The organism is Candidatus Hydrogenedentota bacterium, assembly GCA_012730045.1.
Lineage (GTDB): Bacteria > Hydrogenedentota > Hydrogenedentia > Hydrogenedentales > CAITNO01 > JAAYBR01.
In genome coordinates, this window is record JAAYBR010000111.1 from 40,062 (window position 1) to 64,994 (window position 24,933).

At 68.2% G+C, this 24,933-nt stretch carries 16 protein-coding genes and 1 pseudogene; 6 read left to right on the forward strand and 11 right to left on the reverse strand.

Features of this window, described 5'->3' with window-relative positions:
• Nucleotides 1-2: 2 nt before the first annotated feature.
• The gene (locus GXY15_12625) at nucleotides 3-2,891 is read right to left on the reverse strand and encodes a response regulator (GenBank protein ID NLV42054.1); all 2,889 of its coding nucleotides are present in this window, start codon (nucleotides 2,889-2,891) and stop codon (nucleotides 3-5) included.
• A 444-nt stretch (nucleotides 2,892-3,335) separates the two neighbouring features.
• Here GXY15_12625 and GXY15_12630 point away from each other — a divergent pair, with 444 nt between their 5' ends.
• The 3 genes from GXY15_12630 to GXY15_12640 all read left to right on the forward strand — a co-directional run bounded on the left by GXY15_12630 (nucleotide 3,336) and on the right by GXY15_12640 (nucleotide 5,793).
• A complete protein-coding gene (locus GXY15_12630; protein NLV42055.1) occupies nucleotides 3,336-4,562 on the forward strand; it encodes a CinA family nicotinamide mononucleotide deamidase-related protein in 1,227 nt (408 codons plus the stop codon).
• Between the two features lie 259 nt (nucleotides 4,563-4,821).
• Nucleotides 4,822-5,196: a septal ring lytic transglycosylase RlpA family protein gene (locus GXY15_12635; protein ID NLV42056.1), complete on the forward strand. Its 375-nt coding sequence runs from the start codon at nucleotides 4,822-4,824 to the stop codon at nucleotides 5,194-5,196.
• A gap of 135 nt (nucleotides 5,197-5,331) precedes the next feature.
• The gene (locus GXY15_12640) at nucleotides 5,332-5,793 is read left to right on the forward strand and encodes a DUF494 domain-containing protein (GenBank protein ID NLV42057.1); all 462 of its coding nucleotides are present in this window, start codon (nucleotides 5,332-5,334) and stop codon (nucleotides 5,791-5,793) included.
• A gap of 34 nt (nucleotides 5,794-5,827) precedes the next feature.
• Here GXY15_12640 and GXY15_12645 read toward each other — a convergent pair whose 3' ends face one another.
• From GXY15_12645 to GXY15_12690, 10 genes and pseudogenes are all read right to left on the reverse strand, one after another.
• Nucleotides 5,828-7,339, reverse strand: coding sequence for a DUF2961 domain-containing protein (locus GXY15_12645; protein NLV42058.1), 1,512 nt, complete (start codon nucleotides 7,337-7,339; stop codon nucleotides 5,828-5,830).
• 122 nt (nucleotides 7,340-7,461) lie between these two features.
• Entirely contained in the window at nucleotides 7,462-9,267 is a 1,806-nt protein-coding gene (pepF, locus tag GXY15_12650; GenBank protein NLV42059.1) for an oligoendopeptidase F, read from the reverse strand.
• An 836-nt stretch (nucleotides 9,268-10,103) separates the two neighbouring features.
• Nucleotides 10,104-12,554 carry a hypothetical protein gene (locus GXY15_12655; protein ID NLV42060.1) on the reverse strand — a complete coding sequence of 817 codons (2,451 nt, stop codon included), beginning with the start codon at nucleotides 12,552-12,554 and terminating at the stop codon, nucleotides 10,104-10,106.
• A gap of 370 nt (nucleotides 12,555-12,924) precedes the next feature.
• Nucleotides 12,925-13,785 (reverse strand): hypothetical protein, encoded by an 861-nt coding sequence (locus tag GXY15_12660; GenBank protein NLV42061.1) that lies wholly within the window; start codon nucleotides 13,783-13,785, stop codon nucleotides 12,925-12,927.
• Nucleotides 13,786-14,305: 520 nt separating this feature from the next.
• Nucleotides 14,306-16,201 (reverse strand): translational GTPase TypA, encoded by a 1,896-nt coding sequence (typA, locus tag GXY15_12665; GenBank protein NLV42062.1) that lies wholly within the window; start codon nucleotides 16,199-16,201, stop codon nucleotides 14,306-14,308.
• Nucleotides 16,202-16,731: 530 nt separating this feature from the next.
• Nucleotides 16,732-17,196: a prepilin-type N-terminal cleavage/methylation domain-containing protein gene (locus GXY15_12670; GenBank protein NLV42063.1), complete on the reverse strand. Its 465-nt coding sequence runs from the start codon at nucleotides 17,194-17,196 to the stop codon at nucleotides 16,732-16,734.
• A 493-nt stretch (nucleotides 17,197-17,689) separates the two neighbouring features.
• A complete protein-coding gene (locus GXY15_12675; protein NLV42064.1) occupies nucleotides 17,690-18,274 on the reverse strand; it encodes a transposase in 585 nt (194 codons plus the stop codon).
• 329 nt (nucleotides 18,275-18,603) lie between these two features.
• Entirely contained in the window at nucleotides 18,604-20,808 is a 2,205-nt protein-coding gene (locus tag GXY15_12680) for an O-antigen ligase family protein (GenBank protein NLV42065.1), read from the reverse strand.
• Entirely contained in the window at nucleotides 20,783-21,583 is an 801-nt protein-coding gene (locus GXY15_12685) for a hypothetical protein (GenBank protein ID NLV42066.1), read from the reverse strand. The genes GXY15_12680 and GXY15_12685 overlap by 26 nt, the downstream gene beginning before the upstream one ends.
• 274 nt (nucleotides 21,584-21,857) lie before the next feature.
• Nucleotides 21,858-22,249, reverse strand: a pseudogene (locus GXY15_12690) (GxxExxY protein).
• A 407-nt stretch (nucleotides 22,250-22,656) separates the two neighbouring features.
• On the opposite strand from GXY15_12690, the gene GXY15_12695 reads away from it, so the two are divergent.
• The 3 genes from GXY15_12695 to GXY15_12705 are packed head-to-tail and all read left to right on the forward strand — an operon-like array spanning nucleotide 22,657 to nucleotide 24,906.
• Complete coding sequence (locus tag GXY15_12695; GenBank protein ID NLV42067.1) at nucleotides 22,657-23,694, forward strand: Gfo/Idh/MocA family oxidoreductase; 1,038 nt, start codon at nucleotides 22,657-22,659, stop codon at nucleotides 23,692-23,694.
• A gap of 3 nt (nucleotides 23,695-23,697) precedes the next feature.
• Complete coding sequence (locus GXY15_12700) at nucleotides 23,698-24,096, forward strand: hypothetical protein (GenBank protein NLV42068.1); 399 nt, start codon at nucleotides 23,698-23,700, stop codon at nucleotides 24,094-24,096.
• 48 nt (nucleotides 24,097-24,144) lie between these two features.
• Nucleotides 24,145-24,906 carry a formylglycine-generating enzyme family protein gene (locus tag GXY15_12705; protein ID NLV42069.1) on the forward strand — a complete coding sequence of 254 codons (762 nt, stop codon included), beginning with the start codon at nucleotides 24,145-24,147 and terminating at the stop codon, nucleotides 24,904-24,906.
• Nucleotides 24,907-24,933 lie beyond the last annotated feature (27 nt).

Below are 24,933 nucleotides of genomic sequence, written 5' to 3' on the forward strand. Positions count from 1 at the left end.
GGTCAGGAAAGGGCGTCCTCTTCCAGCTCCCCCGTGCCGATCAGCTCCAGGATGCGCCCGAAATCGAAGTTGGTCGCCAGTTCCCGGAGCTGGCGGCCCAGTTCGGCGTCGAATTCCTCCACCTCTCCGACGGCGGCGGAGAGTTCCTTCATGTTCCCGGACTCCATCGCGCGCCGCACCCCCCAGATCATGTTCTCGGGAACATCCGCAAAGGCCTTCCCCTGCTGCGCTGACGGGGTGGCCGCAACCTCCTTCTTCTCCTCCTCCTCCTCGGAGTAGATGTATTCGACCTCGAGCAGCCGTCCGAGCAGGTCAAACAGCTTTTCCGGCTGGAAGGGCTTGGTGAGGAACCCCGAGGCCCCCGCGGCCATCACCCGGCCCCGCTGGTCCTCAAAGGCGCTCGCCGTGATCCCGATGACGGGCACTGCTTTCCCGCCGTCGTGTTCCCGGATGCGGCGGATGGCCTCATAGCCGTCCATCACCGGCATCCGCATGTCCATGAGCACGGCATCCGGCCGCTCCTGCTCGAACAGGGCGACGCCCTCCGCCCCCTCATGCGCCTCGAACACCTCGAAGCCCGTCGCGGTCAGGAGGCCGCGGAGAAACAGCAGGTTGTCCTCGTTGTCGTCCACGCTCAGGATGCGCTTCGGCGCGGTGCCGTCGGCGAGCCGGAGCACCCGCCCCTTCCGATCGGGCGCGGGGCATTCCTCCGCCGACACGGGCCGCAGGGGCAGTTCGAAGCGGAAACAGGTTCCCGACTCCTCCCCGTCCGACACCGCCAGCTCGCCTCCGAGAATCTGCACCAGCCGGTGGCTGATGGCCAGCCCCAGGCCAGTCCCGCCGTACAGGCGTCCCGCGTCCCCCTGTTCAAACTCATGGAACAGCCGGGTGCGGTCCTCCGACGAAAGGCCCGGCCCCGTGTCCTCCACCTCGAAGGCCAGGCGCACCCGCCCGTCCTTGTCCGGTTTTTTGGTTTTACCCGACGCGTTGCTGACCCGGATGGTCACCCCGCCGGTCTGGGTGAACTTGACGGCGTTGCCCACAAGGTTCATCAGAACCTGCCGCAGCCGGTTCTCGTCGCCCTCCACATGGTCCGGCACCCCGTTCCCGCTGTTGATGACCAGCCACAGCCCCTTGGCCGAGGCGCGGGAAAGGAAGGCGGCCCCCACGTCCCTGATCACGTGATTCAGGGAGAAGGGGGTCTCCTCGGGCATCACATAGCCCGAGTCTATCTTCGACAGGTCCAGGATGTCGTTCACCAGCGCCAGCAGGTGCTCGCCCGAGCGCTGCAGGGTCTGGAGAATGTCCGCCTGCCGCGCCGTGAGCTCCGCGTCCCGCTGCAGAATGTAGGTGAAGCCGATGATCGCGTTCAGGGGGGTGCGGATTTCGTGGCTCATGTTGGCCAGGAACAGGCTCTTGGTCCGGGCGCGCTCCTCCGCCGCCGCCTGGGCGACGCGCGACTCCTCCACCTGCCTTCGGTCGCTCACGTCCTCGACCAGCACCACCACCGACGACACCTTTCCCCGGCGGGCGAAGTTCGGGATGGCGTTGACACGGACCAGGCGCCTCCCCTGGGCGGTCTCGACCTCCGACTCCCAGGTCTGGGGGACGCCGTCCTCCAGCACCACGGGAATCCGGCATTCCTTGCACGGCTCCTCGCACGGGGGGATGCGCATCACCTGGTGGCACAGGGCCTTTGCGGCGTCCTTCGCCGCGGGGAACCATTCGCGCAGGGTGGCGTTGGTGGTCAGCACCTCCATGTGCGCCCCCAGCCGGGCCACGGCCATGGGCAGCGACTCTGTCAGGGTCCGGTATTCCCGCTCGCTGCGGCGCAGGGCCTCGGTCATGTCCAGCGCCAGGCTCTCCGCCTTCTCGCGCACCTTCTGTTCCTGCATGAACAGCAGCACCGTCAGCACGGCGACGAAGACGCCGCACACCAGGATCGCGAGGGGGGTCACGCGGTCCACCCGGCCCTCGAAACGGTCGGTGGTGGCGAAGGAGAAGGCCCAGGGGCGCCCGTACACATCCACGGTGCGCGATTCCGAAAACATCGCGTCGGGGCGCTGCACATCCCCCCGGCTCGCGTAGATCAGGTTCGACGGCGTCTCGACCCCGTTGTCATAGACCTCGTAGCCCGACATTCCCGCCTCGCCCATGTCCCCCCGCACCGCCAAGCCCTCAACACTCATGATCGCCAAGACATAGCCCATGGCCGCGGCAACCCGCTCCTCGGGCGTGTCCGTCGGGCGCCCTGAGGCGTAGACCGGGGTAACCATCACCGCCCCCTTGGTGCGGGGTGGCATTTCCAGCGTCATCAGCGCCGAGATGCGGGTTTCGCCGCTTTCGCGCGCGGCGTCCAGACACCGCCGCCGCTCCTCCTGAAACCGGACATCGCAGCCCAGCAGCCCCGCCTGCACCTCCGCCGGCTCCGCAAGCGTCACCGGCGCATACTCGTTCCGGTCCCCCTCGGGAAACAGGGCATACTCCGCCAGCCCCCCCTCGCGCATCCCCGCCACAAAGGCGTCCCGCCCCTCCAGTCCAACCACGGGGCAATAGGCTATCGCCTTGATCCAGGGATACGCCTCCCGCACGCGGCGGGAGGCCCAGTACTCCCCCCACTTCCCCCCGTCCACCTGCCCGTCCAGCGTGAACACCAGCCCCGCGAAGGCCTTGGACAGCAGGGCGCAGTGGTCCATCCGCGCGGTCACATCCCCCACCAGGGCACTGTTGTACTCCTGAAAACGGGCCTCCTCCATCACCCTTTGGTTCTGCGTCCAGGCACGCCATCCCCAGAAAAACGCCCCCGCCACCGCCAGAATGACCAGGTAGGGAACGGCCTCCCGGGCATACGTCCAGAGCAGGGAAAGCGGCATGACACGGAGACGTCTCATCGCACTCTTTCAGCGCGCGCTGCACGGTCTGGTCCGCCCCCGGACATTGCGTGCCGCGCAGCCCGCCAGGTCATATCACTGCGGTTTCTCCCGAACGCCGTCCAACAGCCGGCACAGGAGGAAAAGCCCCCGCAGCCACTCCGCACCCTCCCCCGCAGTCCTCCTTTACTTGACAACTCCGATCCCGAAAGCCAAGCGCCACGATCACATCCCTTTCTCATGCCCCCCAAGCGGGGGAGATGACCCGCTTTCGGACAGGCTTCATCGCGTACCGTCCCCATTTTTGCATATCAACGCCCGGTTGTCAATATAAAACCGGATGCCCGGGTGTCCCCAGCCCCGGCGGACACCTTCCCCGCTTGCGCTCCGGGAGCTCCCTGTGCGAGAGTGGCCGGGGGAAATGGCGGGGGGGGGAGTGCCTGTTTCACGAAAGAGGGTGGACCCATGCGCGCTGAACTGGTCATGATTGGAACGGAGCTCCTTCTGGGGCAGATTGTGGACACGAACGCGGCCTTCATGGCGAAGGCCCTCGCCGAGCATGGCATCAACGTGTACTACAAGACGACAGTGGGGGACAACCCGGAGCGGATCGCCTCGGCGCTGACCATTGCGCTGTCGCGGGCCGATGTGGTCCTGTGCAGCGGGGGGCTCGGGCCGACGGAAGACGACATCACCAGGGAGTGCGTGGCCGGCGTGCTGGGACGCCCGCTGGAGTACCACCCGGAGATATATGCGGCCATTGAGGCCCGGTTCGCCCACATGGGCCGGAAGATCACGGAAAACAACAAGCGCCAGGCCATGGTGCCGCGGGGGGGGGATCCGGTGGAAAACCCCCACGGCACGGCCCCCGGCCTGTATGTGGACGACCCGAGGGGCGTCATTGTCTGCATGCCGGGCGTGCCCAGCGAGCTTAAACTCATGCTGACGGAGCGGGTCATCCCCCGGCTGTGCTCCCGGTTCGGCATCACCGGCACCCTGCGCTACCGGGTGCTAAGGGTCTGCGGCATGGGCGAGTCGCGCGTGGACGCCCTGATGGGCGACCTCATCCTCTCGGGCACCAACCCCACCGTGGGGCTGCTGGCCGCCGTGGACGGGGTGACGATCCGCATCGCCGCCCGCGCGGAATCGCCGGAGGCGGCGGACGCCCTGATCGCCCCCGTGGCCGCAGAGGCCGCGGCGCGGCTGGGGGGGATCGCCTTTGAGGACCGGGGGCGCCCCGTCGAGGGCGAAGTGGGCGTCCTGCTCGCGGAGCGGGAATGGACCGTGGCCGTGGCCGACGCCGCCACGGGGGGGGCGGTTTCCCAGCGGCTCACGGCGGCCGGAGCCGCGTGTTTCGCCGGCGGGGTGGTCCTCCCGCAGGACCGGGCGGTGGCCTGGGCAGGCCGTCCAGCCCTGTCCGATCCCCCGCCCGCCGCGTCCGGAGATGACCCGCTGGCCCAAACGGCGGTTGAAATGGCCGGCAGGCTTCTGATAGATTACCGGACTGCCTGCGCCTTGTCCGTGGTGGCGGACCCGGTGGAGAAGAGAACCGCCGGGGCCATCCGCACCCCGCAGGGCTGGAGGCTGTTTGAGTTGGGCCATTACGGGGGCGGCGCGTCGGGGCAGACGCGTCAGGCCGTAATTGCCTGGGAAAACTTCCGGCGGTTCCTTGTGGGACTGGCCGCCGAGTGAATCTCTTGGGCTGAAACGACGCACCCTGTGAAAGGAGTGTCGGGCGGGAACCTTAGGCAACCCGCACTGTATAGACAGGTCAAACGCCGGACGGTTGTTTCTTGACAGCGCCGACAAAAGGCGCAGTTTCCGCTGTTCATATGAAACAGCACGGAACAACTCTTGGGGATTCCACGGGAGCCCCAGGGCCGGGGTGGCACCGGGCACGGGCCCGAAGCCCCCTGAACAGGCCGGCGCAACACAAGGATGACCGGAATTTATGTTTGAGATCATGGCCTTGGTGCTGCTTTCCCAGCAACCCTTTGTTCCGGTGACGGAAGGGGTGGCATCGTTTTACACGACAAAGGAGAGCACCTCCCTCACCGCCTCGGGCGAGCGTCTGCACGACGACATTTACTCGTGCGCCATGCTGGAGGGCACCTTTGGCGACTATTACCTCGTGGTGGCGGACAACGGGCGCTCCGTGGTCTGCAAACTGAATGACCGCGGACCCTATGTGCCGGGACGGGTCATTGACCTGTCCAAGGCGGCCATGCGCGAATTGCACACCTCCAAAGGCCTGATCCATGTGAAGGTGTTCTGGCTGGGTTCGGACCCGCCCGCGCGGCGCGGTCCCCCCGCAAAGGGGCGCTGAGACGCCGCAACCACGCACCGGGGGGCCGGGAGGGGCGCTTCGGATTGCCGTTTTTTCGCGCGGTTTGACACCCGCCCCGCCACTCTCCTACAATGTCTTTGGAGGGGGCCAAGCCCCCTTTTCACGGAGACAGGAATGAAATCGTCCCTTCTTGAAGTCATAGACATGGTCCTGGAGCGGCTGGAAGGCGCCGTGCAGACCGCCGAAAACGAGTCGTCCATTCGGGTCTGGCTGGCGGGGCAGGGGTACAGCCGGCGGGACATTGACGCAGCCATGCGGATCGTGTTTCCCCAGGGTGGGGAGGCTGCGGCCCCCCGCGGCATCTCCACCGCGGCCCCCATGCGCCAGCTCGCCCAGTACGAGTTCTCGCGCATCACCCCGGAGGCGCGCAGCGCCCTGGCCCGCCTGGACATGCATGGCCTGGTCGAACCCCGCGAGCGGGAGTTCCTGATCGAGCGCCTGATGCAGATGGAGGGCGACATAGACCTGGACACGCTGGATTTTGTGCTGAGCACGGTCTTCTGCACCACGCGGAACGCCGAGTCGCAGAGCACCCTGCTGAGCACCATGGAGGGCTACGGCCCCACCATGCACTGACGTCCCTGCGGCTTCCCCGCCGCCGCGCCGGCCCTCAGTTCTTCTTCTCCTCCCGCTTCTGTCGCAGCGTCCGCTGGTACCCGTCCATGTCATCCAGCCGCAGCAGGCTCACCCCCCCGATCCCGAAGGCGTGATAGGTGGGCGCCAGCGCGCGGAGGGCCTTGCCCAGGGGGCGCCCCTCGAAACGGAGGGTGTGCTGCCCCGCCTTCAGGTCGTGAATGTCCAGGTTGACCCACCGGTAGTCCGCGTTGGGAATGACCAGGTCGAGGGGATCGCCCACTTCCTTGCCGTCCAGCACCGGCTGGTACACCCCGCCCATGAGACTGAACATGAAAACGCCGTCCAGACGGTAGCGGCCGTCCTCGGCGACGTTGAACTGAAACTCGATGGAGGCCTCCTCCTGCCCGGGCGCGTAGAGCACCAGGGGGCCCTGCGGCAGGATGAGCAGGGGCGGGTCCGCGGTGAAGACCATCTCCGTCGCCTTGATGATCTTGTAGGGGGGGATGCGCTGGTCAACCGGGGGAAGGGGCTCGGCGAAGCCCACGGCGGGCTGCTGGTACCAGAACGCCACGGAACTGTACCAGTCGCCGCGGTCGAGAAAGCTGCCGAGCTCCATGGACGTGACCGGGGCCTGGTCGTCGAAGACGCTCCCCTTGTGCTCCATCTCGAAGCGCAGCGACTCGCTGAAAGTCACAGGGTCCTCGATGTGCCAGCGGTACGCCGTGACCCGGTCCCCGGCGAGCACCCCCTCGTAGAGGGACACCCCGTAGTAGGGCGCGCAGAACTCCCGGAAGCCCCAGGCATCGTTGAAGTAATCCTCCGTGCCCGTGCCGCGCAGGCGGGGCGTCTCCTCGCCGTCAATGTAGAAGAAGTCGTCGCCCTCGCCGAACCACCCCGTCTCCATCTGGTGCGCCGAAAGGACGGTGCCCACATACTGCCCCCGGCCCCTGGTGTCCAGCACCACATAGGGCTTGTCCGCCGCCACCGGGAATTCCTGGCGGTACCGCGCGTGGAAATACAGGGTCTCCTCCGGCAGGGCGTCCAGCTTGCGCCAGTCCACATAGTAATAGAAGGAGTCCACCTCCGTGGTAGGCGAGTCGTTGGTCACGGTGATCTTGATGGAGGTGCGGAAGGGCATCCGCCAGTAGCAGGAGCGCGACCGGCCCGTGCTGGACACCGACACGGGCAGGGAGGTGAAATCCTTGTTCGCGCCGTGGCCCACGCCGAAGAAGTCCCCGAGCGGCGCCTCCACACTGGGCTTGTCCATCCCGTCGTAGTACACCCGCAGCACCACCAACCGCCCGGGGAAAAAGTCCTCCGCGATGATGGTGTTCCAGATGTGCGTCACCTCGCCCGGCCCCTCCGCCTCCAGCAGCACCAGCGTCTCCCCGCAGGCGATGGACTTCGCGTCCCCGTTCTTGAGCGGATCCTCGTTGCTGCTGCTGGCGCGCTGGGACGCGCCCCCCACCGGGACGGTCAGCCGGTCCAGCCCCTCCGCGCGGGACATCCCCGCAAACCCGGCAACCAACACGGCAAGACAGACCAAACCCCCATTCCTACTGCGCGCAAACATGACCCGGTATCCTTTCTCCTGAAGCGGGCACCCCTAAGCACCCCGGCCGCTCAGCCCCCTGCAGACCCCCCGCAGAAGGCCACGTCACTCTTACTTTACACCAACGCGTCCAATTCTTCAACAAGTTCCTTGAACCGCGCCATGGCGGCGGCCACGGGCTGCGGGGTGGTGAGGTCCACCCCCGCCTCCTTCAGCTGGTCCAGGGGGTATTTGGACCCGCCCAGGGACAGGAAGCGCAGATAGCGGCGGCGTTCCCGCTCGCCGGCGCCGAGCAGGCCGCGCGCGAGCGCGATGGCCGACGACAGCCCCGTGGCGTACTTGTAGACGTAGAAGGCGCCGTAGAAATGGGGGATTCGGAGGCCTTCCAGCTCCATCCAGGGGTCTATCACCGTGTCCGGGCCGAAGTAGGCCTCCAGCAGGCCCCGGTACAGCTCGCGGAACCGCGCCAGCGTGAGAGGGTTGCCCGCCTCGGCCTCGGCGTGGATCAGGCGCTCGAACTCGGCGAACATGGTCTGGCGGAAGACGGTGAACCGGATCTCGTCAATCTCCTTGGCGACCAGGAGCAGCCGCTCGCGCTTCGTCCGCGCCTTCTCCATCAGGCGGGCGGCCAAGAGCTGCTCGTTCACCGTGGAGGCCACCTCGGCCACCAGGATGCTGTACGCGCTGTAATGGTAGGGCTGGGCCCTCCGGCTCAAGAGCGAGTGCATCGAGTGCCCCGCCTCGTGGGCCAGGGTGAACACGCTGTCCGGCACGTCGTCCCGGTAGTTCATCAGGATGTACGGCGGGCTGTCATAGCAGCCCCAGGAAAACGCGCCGCTGTGCTTGTTCCGGTTCTCGTACCGGTCCACCCAGCGGTCTGCGGTCAGGCCCGCCCGCAGCAGGCGCACATATTCGTCGCCGAGGGGCGTGACGGCGTCGCAGACGGTTCCAACGGCCTCGTCATAGGACTGGCCCTTGCCCGGTGCGGGGGCCAGGGGCACATAGTTGTCGTAAATGTGGTAATCCTTCAGGCGCAGGGCGCGGCGGCGCACCTCCAGGCACCGGTGCAGCGTGGGCAGCGCGGCCCGCACTGTGGAGACCAGCGTGTTGAACACGGACACGGGCACCTTGTCGTCGAAGAGCCGCGCCTCGATGGTGGACCCGAAGCGCCGCACGCGCGCCTGGTACACGTCCTGGGCCACGGACCCGGACATGGCGGCGGCCAGCGTGTTTCCATGGGCCTCGTACACCTGGTGGTATTTCTCGAAGGCTTCCCGGCGCGCGCTCCGTTTCGGGTGCTCGCGGAAGAGGCCCATGGACGCGTGGGTCAGCTCGGTTTCCTTGCCCGAGGCGTCCTTCACGGAGCCGAAGCGCAGGTCCGCGTCCGTGAGCTGGCCGAACACGCGGGACGCCGTCTCGGCCGTCTCGCCCTGCATGGCCAGCAGCAGCTCCTCCTTCGGCGAGAGCACATGCGGGCGGATGCGGAGAAGTTCCCGGATCACGAAGGCGTAGGGGGCCAGCTCCGGCCCCTGGAGCCAGGCGCGCACGGTGGCGGCGGGAATGGTGTTGAACTCCGGCACGATGAAGCTCAGGGCCTCCTGGGCGCGCGTGGCCAGAAAGCTGGCGCGCAGGCTCATGCCCTGCGCCTTGGGGCACGCCACATCCTCCATGTGCCGCAGATTCGAGTAGACCACGAGCTTGTCCAGGCGGCGGCGGAAGGCGTACTCGGCGTCAAGACACGTGCGCAGCATCTTCGCCGAGCGGCCCAGCTTCCCCTGGAACGCGGCAAACGGCGCCACCGCCCCCTCCAGCGCCTTCCGGTCGCGTTCCCAGGCCGCGTCGCTCCGGTACATCGGCCCCAGATTCCACGTGTCCCCCTTGGGGACATCCTTGCGCTCCGGCACCCGGCTGGCGTTCTTCATGCGTTCTTATCCTTGGTCGTGTCCCCCCCTCTAAGTCCCTTCGCAACAGCCCCGCCAGTATACCAGCCCGTCCGTGCGTTGTCACCTGGCAGAGCCATCGCCGATCACACCGGATGGGACGGGCGCGGGACGCAGCATTTTCGGGAACGGGATCGCTTCGATTCGCTCGCGATGACGTCGTTTCCCCCTGCCAAGAAAGTACTTCTCCGGAGTTTTCCACAACGAGCTGGCGACCCATTCTGCTGGCTTGTCTTGCGAGGTTTTTGAGCAGCCGCTCCTGGTACTGCCGTTCGTATTCCTCCTGTCCGCGGGCGACATGCTGCTCTCCGTGCTTGAGCATGCGGTAGATGATCTTGGCGAGCTTGTGCGCGGTGGCGACGATGGCCTTTACCGCGCAGCACCGTCCCTTTATGCGCCGGTAGAAGGCGCCGGGGGCGGTTTTGCCGCGGGCAAGGCTCTGGGCGGCCACGCGCAGCGCGCGGGCCGCGCGGGAGGCGACCCGCCGCGTGGATTTCTTGCGGACGCGCCCGCCGGTGATCTGGTTGTCCGGACACAGGCCCAGGTGGGAGGCGAAGGCCTCTCTCTCGGGAAGGGACTCATGTCCACCCCCTGCTCGGTGATGATGGTGAACGCGGTCAGTGCGTCCATGCCCTCAATGCGCGTGAGGTCCACGCCGGCCATGTGCAACGCCTCGTCCGCCAGGTCGAAGTGGCACTGGTTCTTCCGGCGGCCGCCCCGGGGTTTTCCCTGTGCCTGCTCCTGCGCGCCGCAGTCCCGCGGTCGCGAGGACGCAAAGGCTCCGGTGCCAACCCGTCCCGTCCGCCGGTCAGCAGGCGTCACTTCCCCGCGGGGGAGAACACGAACGAGTTCCAGTAGGCAAGGTCGGCGGCGCGGAAGTCGTAGGGCTGGGTGGGGTCGGTGTCGGGGGGCAGGATGCCGTAGCGTTTCATCTCGCGGGTGTAGGGGGCGGGCGGGACGAAGCCGGGCATGTCGAAGCGCTTGATCTCGTCGAGGCGGCGCTTTCCCGCCTCGCTGAGCGCCAGGATCGTCCGCCAGTCGGCGTCGTCTTTGCCGGCGATGACGGGCGTGCCGTCGGCATTCTTGCAGCACCCGTAGCCGCCCGCGTCGGGGGACAGCGGGGCGAGGAGCATCATGGACAGTTCGGGGCGGCTGAGGTTGTACATCAGGTGGCGGGTGCGCATCACGCGGGGGTCTTCCCAGTCGTCCAGGCGCCAGAAGGAGAGGCCGTTCTCGTCGGAGAGGCCGCGCGGGAGGCTTTTCAGTCCCTCATGGCAGGCGGCGCAGCGGCGGTCCACCACCTCCGCAACGGCGCGCGCCTCGGGCCATTCGGCGTCGTTCTCCACCACCTCGTTGGCGTAGTAGCCGCCGATGGACCCGCCGCCGAGGGCGGCGTAGGTGCCGGGATAGGACGCGCCGGTCTCGATCCAGTAGCGGACCAGCCGCACCTCCTCCGGGGACGGCTCCACGCCGTAGTGCCCGCCGCCCAGCTTGTCCATGAGCGGGCTGGCCGCGGCGCCGATGCTTCGGGGGGCGAGGTTGCTCTTGGCGAGGTCGCGGCCGTCGGCGACCTGCAAATGCGCGAAGAGCGCCGCGTAGCTGTGCGAGAACATGGGGCCCCGGTCGCCGCTGAGGATGACGCCGCCCGCGCGGGGGCCGCGGTCCGCGCGCGGGTGGGCGGTGTAGTCGTGGCAGGGCAGGCAGTGCCGGTCGAGGACGGGCTGGATGTCGCGCGGGAAGTCAATGACCTCCGGGATGCCGGGCACGGGCGTGACGGTGCTGGCGGGACGCGCCAGCGCGGCCAGCTTGGGCCGCCCGGTGTTGAGCGCGGCGGTGCTGCGGGGCTCGTGGCACCCGACGCAGCTCAGGGTCTCCCCCGGCATGACGCTGAGGAAGCTCTGCATCCGCTTCACGGAGTTCTCGTCCTTGTCGAGGGCGATGAGGAACAGCGAGCGGTTGGCGGGCACCTCGAAGTTCGCCGAGCCGTCCGGCTCCACGGGGACCGAGCCCAGCACGCGCTCCAGGGTGAAGGAGCCGCCGTAGGTGAGGGGGTCCATGCCGCCGGTGTAGTTGATGGGCTTGGGCAGCGACTCAACGACGAGCAGGCGGGTGATTTCGCCCGGGGCGACGCCGTCCATGTTGCGCCCGGCGCGGACGTCGGAGAGGATGAGCCGGCCCGTGGCGCGGGTCCAGTCGGTGCGCTTCGGAATGACGGGCTCGCGGTCCCGCGCGCGCAGGGGCCGGGGCTCGTGCAGTTCCAGCCTCCTCCGGTCGCGTTTCAGCTCGAACAGCGTCTCCTCGCGGCCGTCGCGGTTGAGCAGCACCAGCCGCCGTCCTCTCGCCGCCAGAAACCGGTCATGGTCCAGCGGGTAGGGATCGCGGTATTCCGTCCTTTTCGTGAGGTTGCGGATGGATGACAGGTCGTCCGCGCCGCCCTTCACATCCACCAGCGCGACGTGTCCGGCATGCTCGCGCGCGCCGTGGCCGGGCGAGTTGATGAAGAGTATCTCCTCCGCCGACCCCGGCACGGGCTTCGCGTCAATGTAGAGGCCGGAGGGGTGCATGTTGCCGAAATGGGTCATCTGCCCCGTGCCGTCGGGGTTCATGGTCCAGAGGTGGTGGTAGTCCACCTGGCTCCGGTCCACATACTCCCAGCGGGTGTAGAGGATGCGCCCGTCCGGCAGGGGCCACGGCGTGTTGTCGTGCTCGATGTTCGCCGAGAGGGGCGCGATGTTCCCGCCGTCCGCGTCGCAGCGGTGGACCACCGCCACCTGCGTCAGCCAGCAGTTCACCCAGCGTTTGCACCGGGTGGAGACGAACACGATGCCGCCGTCGGACAGCCACGCGGGCTCGAAGTCGTCGTATTCGCCGTCCGTGAGCTGCGCCAGGCCGGACCCGTCCGCCTGGATGGTGAACAGGTGGAAGGTTTCCGAGTCCCCGCGCCGCCAGGAGAACAGGATGGTCTTCCCGTCATAGTGGACGGCGGGGTCGCGGACCGTTCCCTCGTCATCCTCCACCAGCGTCCGCACCCGGCCCGTGTCCGTGTCCACCACATACAGGCCGCCGCCCTTTTCATAGGTCTTCTCTTCCGAGTCCCGCGCGAAGTAGCTGATGTTCGCGTACCAGTGCCCGTCCTTGTAGAGGGGCCGCGTGGCGAAGACGACCTCCTCCGCCGATGCGCCGGAAAAGGAAAAGAAAAGCGCGGCCACCGCCGCAAGGATGCCGGTCCGCGCGAAAGCCCGCCTGCCGTCAAAAGATGTACTTCCCATGCGGGCATTTTACCGGATTTCGGGCACCCGTTGGAAACGCGCGGCGCGGACACGGATCGGCGGGTAAGGCAGGCTTGGAGCGGAGCCGATGCGGGAACGAGATTGCTTCACTTCGTTCGCAATGACGGGATGGGGGGCGGTCTGGTGGTGCATCGGCGGGGAACGCGTCATGGCGAGCGAAGCGAAGCCATCTCGTTCCCGCCGTGGCCCTGCCTACAAGAGATTGCTTCCCTCGCTGGCGCTCGTTCGCAATGACGCGTTGCGGAGTGGAGCGCGATCAAGTCGAGGAGGTCACCACGAGACCTTCGCCCGGGCAGTCATTGCGAGCGAAGCGCGGCAATCTCGTTCCCGCCAACGTTCTTTACCGGCGCTACCTCACCTCGAACTCGATGACGCCGAGCGGCCCGTAGTCCGCGCGGTACCGCCCCGGCGCGGCGGGCGTTATCTTGCCCAGGGCGCCGTTGGTGATGACCTGGCCGGGCTGAATGGTATACCCCTGCTGCAGGACATGGTTCACGGTCTTCAGCAGCGTGTTCCACTGTCCGCCGGCGGCCAGGTCGCCCCGCGCCGTGTTGACCGTCCCGCCGTCGCGGGTGCAGGTGATCGTGACGGTGTCGGGGTCCACGGCGGCGGGATCCCGCTCCTCGCCGAGGATCATCTCCTTGGCGTTGATGTTCCAGGCGACAATGTCGTTTGTGGTGGAGGGATGCGCCTCCTCCACCGCGCCGCCGGGAACCTCAAGCACCGCCACAACGGCCTTGACACACCGCCGCAGCGCGTCCACATCCGCGGGCGGTTCCGTTATGGGCCGGTGAAAGACGTACCCGATCTCGTTCTCCACATGGCGGCGCGGGTCACCGGCCAGATCAATGACGATCCGGTCCTTCGCATGCAGCAGGCCCGAAGCGGGCATCACGGCGACCAGCGGGTGGCCGGACGCCGCGCTCGCCACGCCCGCCGCCTTGAACCCGCCAATGCCGCCGGGCGTCATCCTGCGCGCCACAAAGTGCTTCTGCACCAGATACGCCTCCGCCAGGGAAGCCTCCGGTTGCGCCGCGCTCAACTGGGGCATCGGCTTGCCATCGCGCCACGCGTCGTGAATGCGGTCGGCAAAGGGGGCCACCCAGTCAGACGCCGTGGCGTCCGCCGCCGTGGCCGCCGGCGAAAAGATGGATGCCAGAGCCAGAACGCACAGGGCGGCGGCGATGCGGTGCCGTGTTTCAATCCTCATGAGGTTTGCTCTCCGGGGGGGGTGAATGCCCTGCCGTTATCAAGGGCATGATGGGCGCCCGCCATCCGGGTCCCCCCTTGAGGGGGGTGTCCGCGTCTTCGCGGACGGGGGATGTTCTTAGGGCCCGCCAGCATCCCGGACTCCGGAACATCCCCCGGTTCGCTCCCGCGAACCGCCCCCCTCGAAGGGGGGCCCGGATCGTACGGGCTGTTGCCGTGGTCTCCGCGCGCGCCGGGGCCGATGGCTGTTGCTGTTATGAGCATGGGGGAATGATAGCGGAGGACATCGGTGGTGTCAAAGAGGAGTCTGGGGGAGGAAGAGAACGGACGCGCGCTTGGGCGCGCGGTGCCAGGCTAGAGCCTGGCGATCCCAGGGGGGGAGGAGTCCGGAGTCTGGAGTCTGGAGGAAGAAAATGAGGACGCGCGCTTGGGCGCGCGGTGCCAGGCTAGAGCCTGGCGATCCCAGGGGGGAGTAGCCTGTAGCCTGAAGCCTGTAGCCTGAAGCCTTTCCGCCCTGCGGGTTACTCGGCGGCGGCGGCGATCTTTCCCGACTTTTTGCGGAGCTCGTGGGACAGGATGGTTTTCCGCACGCGGATGGCGGCGGGGGTGACCTCGACCAGCTCGTCGTTGGCGACCCACTCGATGGCGGCGTCGAGGGTGAGGATCCTGGGCACATCGAGGCTGACGGTCTGGTCCTTGTTGGAGGCCCGGTGGTTGGTGAGGGCCTTGCGCTTGGTGGGGTTGCAGATGAGGTCGCCGGGGCGGGAGTTTTCGCCGATGATCATGCCCTCGTACACGGGGGACAGGGGGGTGACGAAGAGGGTGCCGCGCTGCTGGAGGTTTTCCAGGCTGTACCCGGTGGCGTCGCCGATGTCGAGGCTGATCATGGAGCCCCGGTTGCGTCCGGAAATCTCGCCGGTCCAAGGGGCGTAGCAGGCGAAGCGGGAGGCCATGATGCCGAGGCCGCGGGTGTCCGTGAGGAACTCGCTGCGGTAGCCGATGAGCCCGCGGGTGGGGATGCGGAACTCGAGACGGGTCATGCCGGTCTCGCCGGTGTGCATGGCCGCCAGCTCGCCCTTGCGCTGGGAAACCTTCTCGATGACGACGCCCTGGTGCTCCGTGGGCACGTCTATGATCAGCTCCTCCAGCGGCTCGTGCAGGCGGCCCTGGGCGTCCGTGTGGGTGATGATCTCGGGGGCGGACACGCAGAACTCCATGCCCTCGCGGCGCATCTCCTCGATGAGGATGGCCAGGTGCAGCTCGCCGCGGCCGGACACCTTGACGGCGTCCATGCGGCCCACCTCCTCGACGCGCAGGGCCACGTTGACGCGCAGCTCGCGGGTGAGGCGCAGCTTGATCTGGCGCAGGGTGACGGCGCGGCCCTCGCGCCCGGCGAAGGGGCCGTTGTTGATGAGGAACATCATGGAGACCGTGGGCTCCTCGATGTCGAGGGGCGGCAGGGCGGGGTTCTCCAGCTCCGGCGCGGCGAGGGTGTCGCCGATGTTCAGCTCCTTGGGTCCGGAGATGGTGACGATGTCGCCGGCCGACACGTCATGCTTGGAGACCGACTCCAGCCCGCGCGTCACCCACACATGCACCGCGCGCTCGGCGGTGGTCTCGGCGACCTCCCATTCCATCTCACCGGGTATGTCGGTGGCGGCCCAGCCGGGGTCCAGCCGGCGGGTGACCCAGCGCGTCAGCTCCATGCCGCGCGTGAGGCGGCCCTGGAGAATGCGCCCGGTGGCCGTGCGGCCGAGGTGGTCGCGCCAGCCCAGGGTGCTCACCTGCATGAGGAAGGGGGCGTCCGGGTCGCCCTTGGGCGCGGGCACATATTTCACGATCGTCTCGAACAGGGCATCCATGCCGCACTCGGGGCCGCCGTCGGGGGTGCGCGAGAGCCAGCCGTCCAGCCCGGACCCGTAGAGGGTGGCGAAGTCGCACTGCTCGTCCGTGGCGCCGAGGGCGAAGAACAGGTCGAAGGTCTTGTTCAGCGCGCTGTGGGGGTCGGCGAGGGGGCGGTCCACCTTGTTGATGATGACAATGGGCCGCAGGCCGGACCGCAGGGCGCGCATAAGCACATAGCGGGTCTGGGGCATGGGCCCCTCGTTGGCGTCCACCAGCAGCAGCACGGAGTCCACCATGGACAGCACGCGCTCGACCTCGCCCGAGAAATCGGCGTGGCCCGGTGTGTCAATGATGTTGATCAGGTGCCCCTGCCACTCGACGGTGCAGTGCTTCGCGCGGATCGTGATGCCGCGCTCGCGCTCGATCTCGTTGTTGTCCATGACGCGCTCGACCACGCGGGCGTTGTCGCGGAACACGTGGGCGGCGCGGAAAATGCTGTCAATGAGCGTGGTCTTGCCGTGGTCAATGTGCGCGATGATCGCCACATTCCTGATCTTGTCTATGGGGGTCATGGGGTCTCTTTCGGGGTGCGGGGGCGCCCGGATGTCCGGGGGGCGGGGACGGTGCAGGACCACACACCGCGCCCCCGGCGGGCATGGGGGGAAATTCCCGCGTATTATGGGGCTTTGGCGTGCAAGAAGGCAAACTTTGCGCCGTCCCGCATCGGCCGCCGGGAAGGCGTCATTGTGTACCCCTGGATCGCCGCAGGCGCGTCCCACAAGAACCCGGGGACAAAACCCCGAAAAACGCCCCCCCCCGGCGCAAACAAGAAGGCATCGGACCGATCCGTCGGATCCGTCGGATCGGCCGGATCTGACCGCCGCCACGGGAAAAACCGCCCGGTGGCCGCAAAACACGTCCTCAGACCAGGAAAGCCGGACACGTCGGAGCGGTCGGACAAGTCCGACAAGTCCGACAAGTCAGACCGGTCGGACAAGCCCGGTCAGCCCACCCCCTCCTCCGCCAGCGCCCCCCGGCAACAAAAAGAACCCGGCGGCGGGTGGAACCCGCCGCCGGGAAAGAATCGGTCTGTCAGAGCGCCTTAGTCAGCGACCTGGCCGAGGATGTCCTCGGTGCCGGCGTTAGGCGCGCTACCGTCGGTCGTGAAACGGATCACGCCGCTGGCGTCCACGAAAAAGCCGCGCTGACCGGTGACGCCGATGCTGTCCGGGGTGGCCGCAACCGTAAAGTCTTGGAAGGTGCCGTCGGTTGCGGCAACTCCCAACATTGCCATCCTGTACCCAGCCTTCACGCCGGCCCAGTCACCGTCCAAGAAGCTCGGCCCCGTAGTAGGGGTGGTTAGGTCGGTGAACAGATTCGCGTACTGGCCGTTCGCGGACGAGTAGGCCGTCTGGGCGCCGACGATGGTCTTCAGATTGCCGATGGTGGCCGACTCATTCGACTGCAGGCGGGACCGCAGCAGGTTCGGGATCGCGATGGCCGCGATAATCGCGATAATCGCCACAACGATCATCAACTCAATCAACGTGAAACCTTTGTTCTTCATTCTGTCATCCTCCAGTTTGGTGACCCAACTTTTTCACGACGGCACTTACCGCCGTTTCTTACCAACTTACGCCAAAGAGTCATGCAAGGCCCGTGCCAACGCAACAAGCGGACGGACGGACCGGTTTTTGGCCCGGAAGCGGTCAAAAAAAAGACCATAAGGGAATTTCATACCTTCAAAAAGGACCAATCCGCGTCATCAGTGACATTTTTTGTCACTTGAAGAGGGCGCGGCAAGCGGTGCCCCTACGATCGTGGGCCCGGGGTCCGCGCATGATCGTGGGCCTGGGGTCCGCGTATGTAGGGGCGCTGCTTGCCGCGCCCCCACGATCGTGGGCCCGGAGTCCGCGCATGTAGGGGCGCTGCTTGCCGGGCCCCCACGATCGTGGGCCCGGAGTCCGCGCATGTAGGGGCGCTGCTTGCCGGGCCCCCACGATCGTGGGCCCGGGGTCCGCGCTGTAGGGGCGCTGCTTGCCGCGCCCTCTTCTCCCCGTTCACACCTCCCAGGGCATTTCCGGCGGTTTGCCTGGGGAATATTCCCTCAACATGTCCGGCGCGGCGTATTCGGGATTCTGCCGGTCGCACTCCCAGCGCGCGGGATTCTCGAGAACGTATCGGCGCACCACGTCAAGCTCTTTTTCATTTCGAATGACATGCTCATAGTAGTTGCGCTGCCAGAAGCTGCCCGTTCGCTCGAGCATGCGGTTCAGCCGGACAGCCGACTCGGACTTGAAGGCGCGCACCACCTGCGCAAGCGTTGGTGCTTTTTTCGTGTCGCAGCCCGAGGAGGCGTCAGAGTCCCCCTCGGCGCGGGTGAGCAGAAACACCGCGTGCACATGATTTGGCATGACCACTGACACGTCCAGCACCATTCCCGGAGAACGCCGGGACAGCCCGTCCAGTGCGTCCCTCACGAGCCCGCCTGCGGCGTTCAGGCGCATGCAGCCGTCCATAATCCGCCCCAGATCGGGCGCGCCGGACGTTGTGCAAACAGTAAGGAAATAGGCCCCGGGGGTGCTGTAGTCGTACTCCCCCAGTCGTATGGACCGCCGATGGTGAATCTTTGGGTCATAGGGCATTGCGGGACACCTGGCATGTTGACACCCGGTGATTATACAGGGGCGGAGGGCGTCACGCGAGAAGGAAGAGGGCGCAGCAAGCGGCGCCCCTACGGCCGGGACTGGTCGGCTCTCCCGCACGCGCGAAGAGGGCGCGGCAAGCGGCGCCCCTACGATCGTGGGCCCGGGGTCCGCGCATGTAGGGGCGCCGCTTGCCGCGCCCTCTTAACGCAAGCACCACTCCCCGCAAGGGCGGATTGGGCGGTGTCATCGTGGGACTCATGGCATGCGCCCGTAGGGGCGCCGCTTGCCGCGCCCTCTTCGTTCGGGTCTGCCATCCTCCCCGCGGACTACCGAAGCACCGACACCATCCGCTCCCGCCAGGCCTGCATTTCGGCGGATGCGCCGGGCCCCTCTTCGTTGAGCAGCTCGCGCGCCTCTTCCGCGCGGCCCAGCCTCAGAAGGAGCTGGACGCGCATGGCGCGGATTTCGGGGGCGTTGGCGGCGGCGAGTTGGTCGTATTCGCGGGTAAGGTCTTCAAGCCGTTTGGTGAACGGGGGATTGGGCGACAGGACGTGGCGCGGGGGCGCGCCGGGGGCGCATTGGACGGCGCGCGCCCAGGCCGCTACGGCGGCGGCCTGCCGCCCGTCGGCCCACTCGGCCTCGCCGAGGGCGAACCAGATTTCGGGCCATGGCGCGGCGGCACCCTCGGCCAGGGCGCGGAGCCGGGACGCGGCCTCCGCCGTCTTCCCCTCCGCGAGGAACATGCGGGCGACGCCGAAGCGGGCGGCCGCCTCGGGCGTGACGGCCATCCCGCCGCCGCCGACCATGCGCTCCAGAAGAAAGTCCAGGTCTGCGGCCAGCGCCGCCTCGGCGTAATAGGACGACCGCGACAGCCCGTCCCCCGCCTCCGCGACCTGCTGTGCGGCGGCATAGGCGTCGTGCGCGCCGGTCCAGTCGCCGCGGGCCTCCGCCGCCAGCCCGGCCTCCATGCGCTCGGCGAAGGTCTCCGTGGTGCGCGTGAGCCGCTGGAAGGTGAGCTGGTTCACGCACACGAGCCCGCCCAGCGCGAGGAGCAACACCGCCACAACGGGGGTGAACCGAAGCGCGCGCGCCCTCTTGGTCCCCCCTCGAGGGGGGTGGCCGCGTCTTCGCGGACGGGGGATGTTCTTGGTGTCCGCCAGCGCCCCGGAATCCGGAACATCCCCCGGTTCGCTCCCGCGAATCCCCCCCCTGAAGGGGGGACCAAGAGCCGCGAGCCGCTCAGGACCGACTTTCAGGGCGGGCGCGGCGAGGAGCGCGGCGAGCAGGGGGAACAGCGACAGGGCCTGGAAGGGCTGGATGGCGAGCATCCAGAAGAGCACGCCGGACGATGCAAGGGCAACTCCCCCCAGCCGAACGCGGGCGCGGTCGCCGGACCGGAGCAAACCGCCGCGGATGCCGGACACAAGGGCACCCCAGAACCACAGATACCCCGCCAGCCCCAGCACCCCGGTCTCGAAAAGAAGCAGCAGCGGCATGCTGTGGATGGCCGTGCCCATCCAGACATGGCGGTCGGCGGCCGCGCCGATGACGGCGGGCGCGGCGCCCAGTCCGCAGCCTGTCAGCCAATACTCCGGCAGCAGCCCGAACGCGAGCCGGAACACGTACATGCGCGACGAGAACGAGGGGTCGTCTGGGGAGAACATGCGCATTGCGCGCGCGGCCAGCGTCTGCGGATAGTCCGTCAGGAAGAGCAGCCCGAGTCCCACGAGGGCCGCCGCTGCCGCCGCCAGCAGCGTCCGCCGCGCGGCGGGGCCGGAGCGTCCGCGGATCGCGGCGAGCAACGCCGCCCCGGCCAGTGCGGCCACGGCGACCAGGCCGCTCCGGGAGAAGGAGATAAGCACGCCCGCGAGGGAGACAAGCACCAGAAGAGCCGCCGCCAGGCCGCCGCGCCGTCCGCAAAACAGCAGGGCCGCCGCGGGCAACGCGGCGAGCAGGGGCAGGATGCCCTGGTTGAAGTCCGGGGTGGTGACGGCCATGCGCACAAAGGCGCCGCCGCGCAGATCCCCGGCGATGCGCTGCCCGAAATAGGTCTGCGTGCCCGCGAGGGCCGGGGCCAGAAGGCCCGCCGCGCACGCGACGCCCGCCGCCCCCACCAGCGCCGCCGACACCGCGAGCACCCGCCACCCGAACGCCGCGTCGTCCGGCGCGCGGAGACAGGGCAGCGCGGTCAGGAACAGCGCGAGGTACAGGGCGTACTGGACCAACAGCGCGCGGGACGCCGCCGGGTCGGCGGAGTGGAAGTACGACTGCCCGCAGGCGAGGGCGATCAGGAGGACCGGCCCCGCGAAACGGCGCGCCGCCGCGCCCAGCAGGGAAAGCGTGTCGTCGCCGTGCAGCAGCGCCAGGGGGGCCGACGCCGCGATCAACACGAGCCCCGCCGCCGACGCGACGGTCCCGCCGAAAGGCAGGCGCTGGAAAATCTCCCACGGCCACGCCGCGAGAAACAGGACCACCGCCCCCGCGCACACGGCGCGGAGGGGGGGCTCAGCCCGCAGGAGGAGCGTCCGCATGCTGTTCCCCCGCCGCGGCAATCTCGTCGCGCAGGGCGCGCGCCGGCTCCAGATAGTCCCCCCGGCCCTTCGCGACACACTCGTCGAGCATCCGCAAGGCCTCCGCCGCGCCGCCCCGCCGCTGGAGGAGCCGCGCCGCCGCATAGGCGTTGCCGCCCGACGCGGACAGGGCATGGCCCCGGCGGTAGGCCTCCAGCGCCTCATCGGCGCGGCCCGCCGCCTCATGGGCCTGCCCCGCGACCAGGCAGGCCTCCGCGCCGTCGCCCGCGTTGTCCTGTTCCCGCGCGGCCCGCTCCCAGGCCGTGGCGGCCTTCGCCAGCTCCTCCGGCCGGAAATCCCCCTCCAGCGCCCGGCACAGCAGCCGGTAGGCGGGCAGGTAGTCGGAGTTCTCCGCGACACACACCAGCAGCGGCTCCGCCGCCTCGCCCGGGCGGTTTTCCCGCAGCAGCAGCTCGCCGAGCTGGCGCTGCGCCCATTTGCGCTGGTCCGCGCTCTCAAACTGCATGCCCAGCGCGCGCTGGTAGCCCTCAATGGCCGCCTCCGTCAGCCCGCCGTCGGACAGCGACTTCGCCCGCGCCGCCTCCACATCCCCCAGCCGCGCGCTCATGCCCTCGGCAAAGCGCTGCCCGTGGGCGCCCAGAACATACACCGCCCCGCAGAACACCACCGCCGCCGCCAGCGACAGCCCGGCAAACCACGGGTAGGCCCGCTGGTAGACATCCGGCTCCGGCGCGGACACGGGGGCGTCCGTCCCATTCTGTTCCTCAACAGCCATCGCGCACTCCAAGGGCGGCAAAGAAGCGCCGCACACCGCAAATCCTACACGATTCCCGCCCCCGGAACAACGCCGGAAGAGGGTCTCACACGGAGACACGGAGCCGCGGAGAGGAAGACGGAAGAACAGAGGGGAACGGAAAAGAGAAGCCCTGCCGGCCTTTGGCTCCGGTTTCCCCAACCGTCGTTTGCGGTCTCCTTTGCGGCTCCGTGCCTCCGTGTGAGAACCCTCCGGAGACAGGAAGAATGAAGGAAGAAGGCATGGGGCGGGGTTGTCAGTCGCTATCGTTCAGATTTCCGGTGACGATGCGGGTGATGCCGTCTTTCATGAGGGATTCCCCGAAGTTGAGCAGGTAGCCGAGCTTCAGTCCGGTGAGCCGGAGATAGGTCAGCACCTGTTTGCTGTGCGCGGGCAACGCCCGTTCCACGGATTTGAGTTCGACAAGGACTTTGTCCTCGACGATCAGGTCCGCGCGGAATCCCTCCTCAAACTGAATCCCGCGGACGACAATGGGGATGGGGACCTGCCGCCGCACACGCAACCCCGCTGTTCCAGGTCATGGGCCAGCACCACCTCATACACCGTCTCCAGCAGGCCCGGCCCCGTGTCCCGGTGCAGGTGGACCGCGCAATCCACCACAACCGTCCCGATCTCATTCTCCGTCATGGATTCTTCCTCCTTCTCGCCCCATGCCGGGAGCTTTTTTTTCTCGAATCCCGGTGCGGACGCAAATTCCACAGGAAGATGTTCTCACACGGAGGCACGGAGACGCGGAGAGGAAGACGGAAGAAAGGAATTCCCAAGTCGTCCTCCTTCCCATATTGTCCTGCATTCTGTTTCCGCGCCCCATCATTTTCTTTTTGCCCTTTCCTCCCCTGATTCCGCCTTTCTCTCTTCTTGCTTTCTCCCTCTCTTCCGGCTTTCTGCCTTCCTCTCCGCGCCTCCGTGCCTCCGTGTGAGAACCCTCCGGGGCCCGGAAAACGTTGCAACCCGGCCCGCCGCTTAAGTACCGTGTTTGGGGTGGTTTTCGGACGTCACCACACGCGCCGGACGGCGCGGGGAGTTCATCGGTCATGGCCCCCTTGCGGATTGGATTCATCGGCCTCGGCGGCATCTGCCGCCAGCGGCATGTGCCGGGGCTGCTGCGGCAGCCGGACATCGCGTTCACCGCTGTCGCCAACCGGAGCCGGGCCTCGGCCGAGGCGGCGGCCCGCGAATTCGGCATCCCCCTTGTGCTGGACTCGTGGGAGGAGGTCGTGGCGCGGGACGATGTGGACGCCGTGCTCATCGGCACGTGGCCCTACCTGCACCGGGACATCTCCGTCGCCGCGCTGGCGGCGGGGAAGCATGTCTTCTGCCAGGCGCGCATGGCCATGAACCTCGCCGAGGCCTTGGATATGCGGGACGCCGCGCGCCGCGTGGGCCGGGTCGCCATGCTGTGCCCGGTGCCCTTCGGCCTCAGCGTGGACCGCGCCGTGGCGCGGCTGCTGGCGGAGGACGCCCTGGGCGCGGTGCGCTCGGTGCGGGTGATGAGCCTGAACGGCGCGTGGACGGACCCCGAGGCCCCCATGAGCTGGCGGAAGGACCACCGCCTGTCGGGGCTCAACATGCAGACCCTCGGCATGCACGCCGAGGTGCTCCACCGCTGGTTCGGCCCCACGCGCTCGGTGTCGGCCCAGGCCGCCATCCACACGCCGGAGCGCCGCGACCTCACCGGCGAGTTTGTGGAGGTCCGCATCCCCGACCAGGTCTCGGTGAACGCCGTCCTGGGCGACGGCATCCTCGCGCAGTACCTCATCAGCGGCGTGGCGCCGTTCCCCCGGGAAAGCCTGGAGGTGATCGGCGAGAAGGCCGCCCTCTTCTATGACATAGACCGCGACCTCCTCAGCCTGACCGGCCCCGACGGCAAGACCGCCCCGGTCGAAATAAGGCCGGACGAGGCCTACAACGTCCGCCAGTGGCGCGTGGAGGAGGACTTCGTCCGCGCCGTGCGCGAGGGCGCGGAATACCACCCCGATTTCGACGACGGCGTCCGTTACATGCAGGTCGTGCAGGCCGTGGCGGACAGCGCGGAGTCGGGCGAGACCGTCGAACTGGAGGAGGCGGACTGACCCATGGACGACCGTCCCCCCATCCCCGAAAGCGCCGCCCCGGAGGATCCCCTGCGCCTCGCGGAACTGCGGAACGCCTTCCCGGAGGAACACGCCGGACCCTCCTCCGCCGATGAGGAGGCGAACTGGCGGCTCCTGGTGGAGGTGATGGCGGGGCGGGTGCTGGCCATGCTGCGGGACCGGCCCCAGAAGCTCTTCAGCGCCCTGTACATGCTCGATGTGCCGGAGCGGGCCTGCCGCGAGGCGCTGGCCGCCGGCACCCTGGAGGAGCAGGCGCGCACCCTGGCCGAGCTGATCCTGCTGCGGGAGGCGGAGAAGGAGGCCTCGCGCCGGCGCTACGCCCGGCAGGCGGACTGGGATGGAAACACGCCCCGGGAACTCCCCGGCGGATCTCCGGAATAGATGCGGGAGGGGACGCGGAGCACCTCCGCGCCCCGACAGGAGAACGGCATGACGGACACGCCTGCAGGGTCGCGCGTCATCAGGGAGCCTTTTCCCCCGGTGGCGGCAGCCCTGCGCGAAAACCCGGCGGACGGCGCCCTGCTGGCGCTGTTCGCGGGGGGGGAATGCCTGGTGGGACCGGACCCCGTGCGCGCCCAGGTGCCCCCGTTCTTCCTGGCCCTGACCCCGGTGACCAACGCCCAGTACCGGAAATTCATCGCCGCCACGGGCCACCGCCCCCCGGATCAGGGGGACTGGAGTTCGCCCATCTGGATCAGGGGCGAGTTCCCCCCGGAAATGGCGGACTGCCCCGTGGCCTGCGTGGGCTATCAGGACGCGGAGGCCTACTGCCAGTGGGCCGGCCTGCGGCTGCCCACCTCGCTGGAGTGGGAGGCGGCGGCGCGCGGCGTGGACGGCAGAACCTTTCCCTGGGGAAACGGGTGGGACCCCGAGAAGTGCTGGAACGCCGACAACGCCGACGGCTCCCCGCCCAGGGGCGTCTGGACCCGGCCGGAGGGGTGCAGCCCCTGGGGCATGTACAACATGGCGGGAAACATCTGGGAATGGACGGCCGACTGGCATGACATGGACCTGGAGGAGCGCTGGCGCGCGGGGGACTTCTCCCGCCCGGACCGGGGCGCCACCCGCATCGTCCGCGGGGGCTCTCGGCTCTGCCGGAAACCCGGCGACTTCGCCTGCGCCTCCCTGAGCCGGCGCGTGCCCGAGGACCGTTTTGACACCCTGGGGTTCCGCTGCGCCGCGGACCTCTGACCCGCGCCGCGGCGCATCCGGCGCGCC

Excerpts from the sequence above, each read along its gene's own strand:
- GXY15_12700 (NLV42068.1), top strand. The coding sequence starts at position 23,698 with ATGGACGACCGTCCCCCCATCCCCGAAAGCGCCGCCCCGGAGGATCCC.
- pepF (NLV42059.1), bottom strand. The coding sequence starts at position 9,267 with ATGAAGAACGCCAGCCGGGTGCCGGAGCGCAAGGATGTCCCCAAGGGG.
- GXY15_12670 (NLV42063.1), bottom strand. The coding sequence starts at position 17,196 with ATGAAGAACAAAGGTTTCACGTTGATTGAGTTGATGATCGTTGTGGCG.
- GXY15_12625 (NLV42054.1), bottom strand. The coding sequence starts at position 2,891 with ATGAGACGTCTCCGTGTCATGCCGCTTTCCCTGCTCTGGACGTATGCC.
- GXY15_12705 (NLV42069.1), top strand. The coding sequence starts at position 24,145 with ATGACGGACACGCCTGCAGGGTCGCGCGTCATCAGGGAGCCTTTTCCC.
- GXY15_12695 (NLV42067.1), top strand. The coding sequence starts at position 22,657 with ATGGCCCCCTTGCGGATTGGATTCATCGGCCTCGGCGGCATCTGCCGC.
- GXY15_12630 (NLV42055.1), top strand. The coding sequence starts at position 3,336 with ATGCGCGCTGAACTGGTCATGATTGGAACGGAGCTCCTTCTGGGGCAG.
- GXY15_12685 (NLV42066.1), bottom strand. The coding sequence starts at position 21,583 with ATGGCTGTTGAGGAACAGAATGGGACGGACGCCCCCGTGTCCGCGCCG.
- GXY15_12675 (NLV42064.1), bottom strand. The coding sequence starts at position 18,274 with ATGCCCTATGACCCAAAGATTCACCATCGGCGGTCCATACGACTGGGG.
- GXY15_12635 (NLV42056.1), top strand. The coding sequence starts at position 4,822 with ATGTTTGAGATCATGGCCTTGGTGCTGCTTTCCCAGCAACCCTTTGTT.
- typA (NLV42062.1), bottom strand. The coding sequence starts at position 16,201 with ATGACCCCCATAGACAAGATCAGGAATGTGGCGATCATCGCGCACATT.
- GXY15_12640 (NLV42057.1), top strand. The coding sequence starts at position 5,332 with ATGAAATCGTCCCTTCTTGAAGTCATAGACATGGTCCTGGAGCGGCTG.
- GXY15_12680 (NLV42065.1), bottom strand. The coding sequence starts at position 20,808 with ATGCGGACGCTCCTCCTGCGGGCTGAGCCCCCCCTCCGCGCCGTGTGC.
- GXY15_12655 (NLV42060.1), bottom strand. The coding sequence starts at position 12,554 with ATGGGAAGTACATCTTTTGACGGCAGGCGGGCTTTCGCGCGGACCGGC.
- GXY15_12660 (NLV42061.1), bottom strand. The coding sequence starts at position 13,785 with ATGAGGATTGAAACACGGCACCGCATCGCCGCCGCCCTGTGCGTTCTG.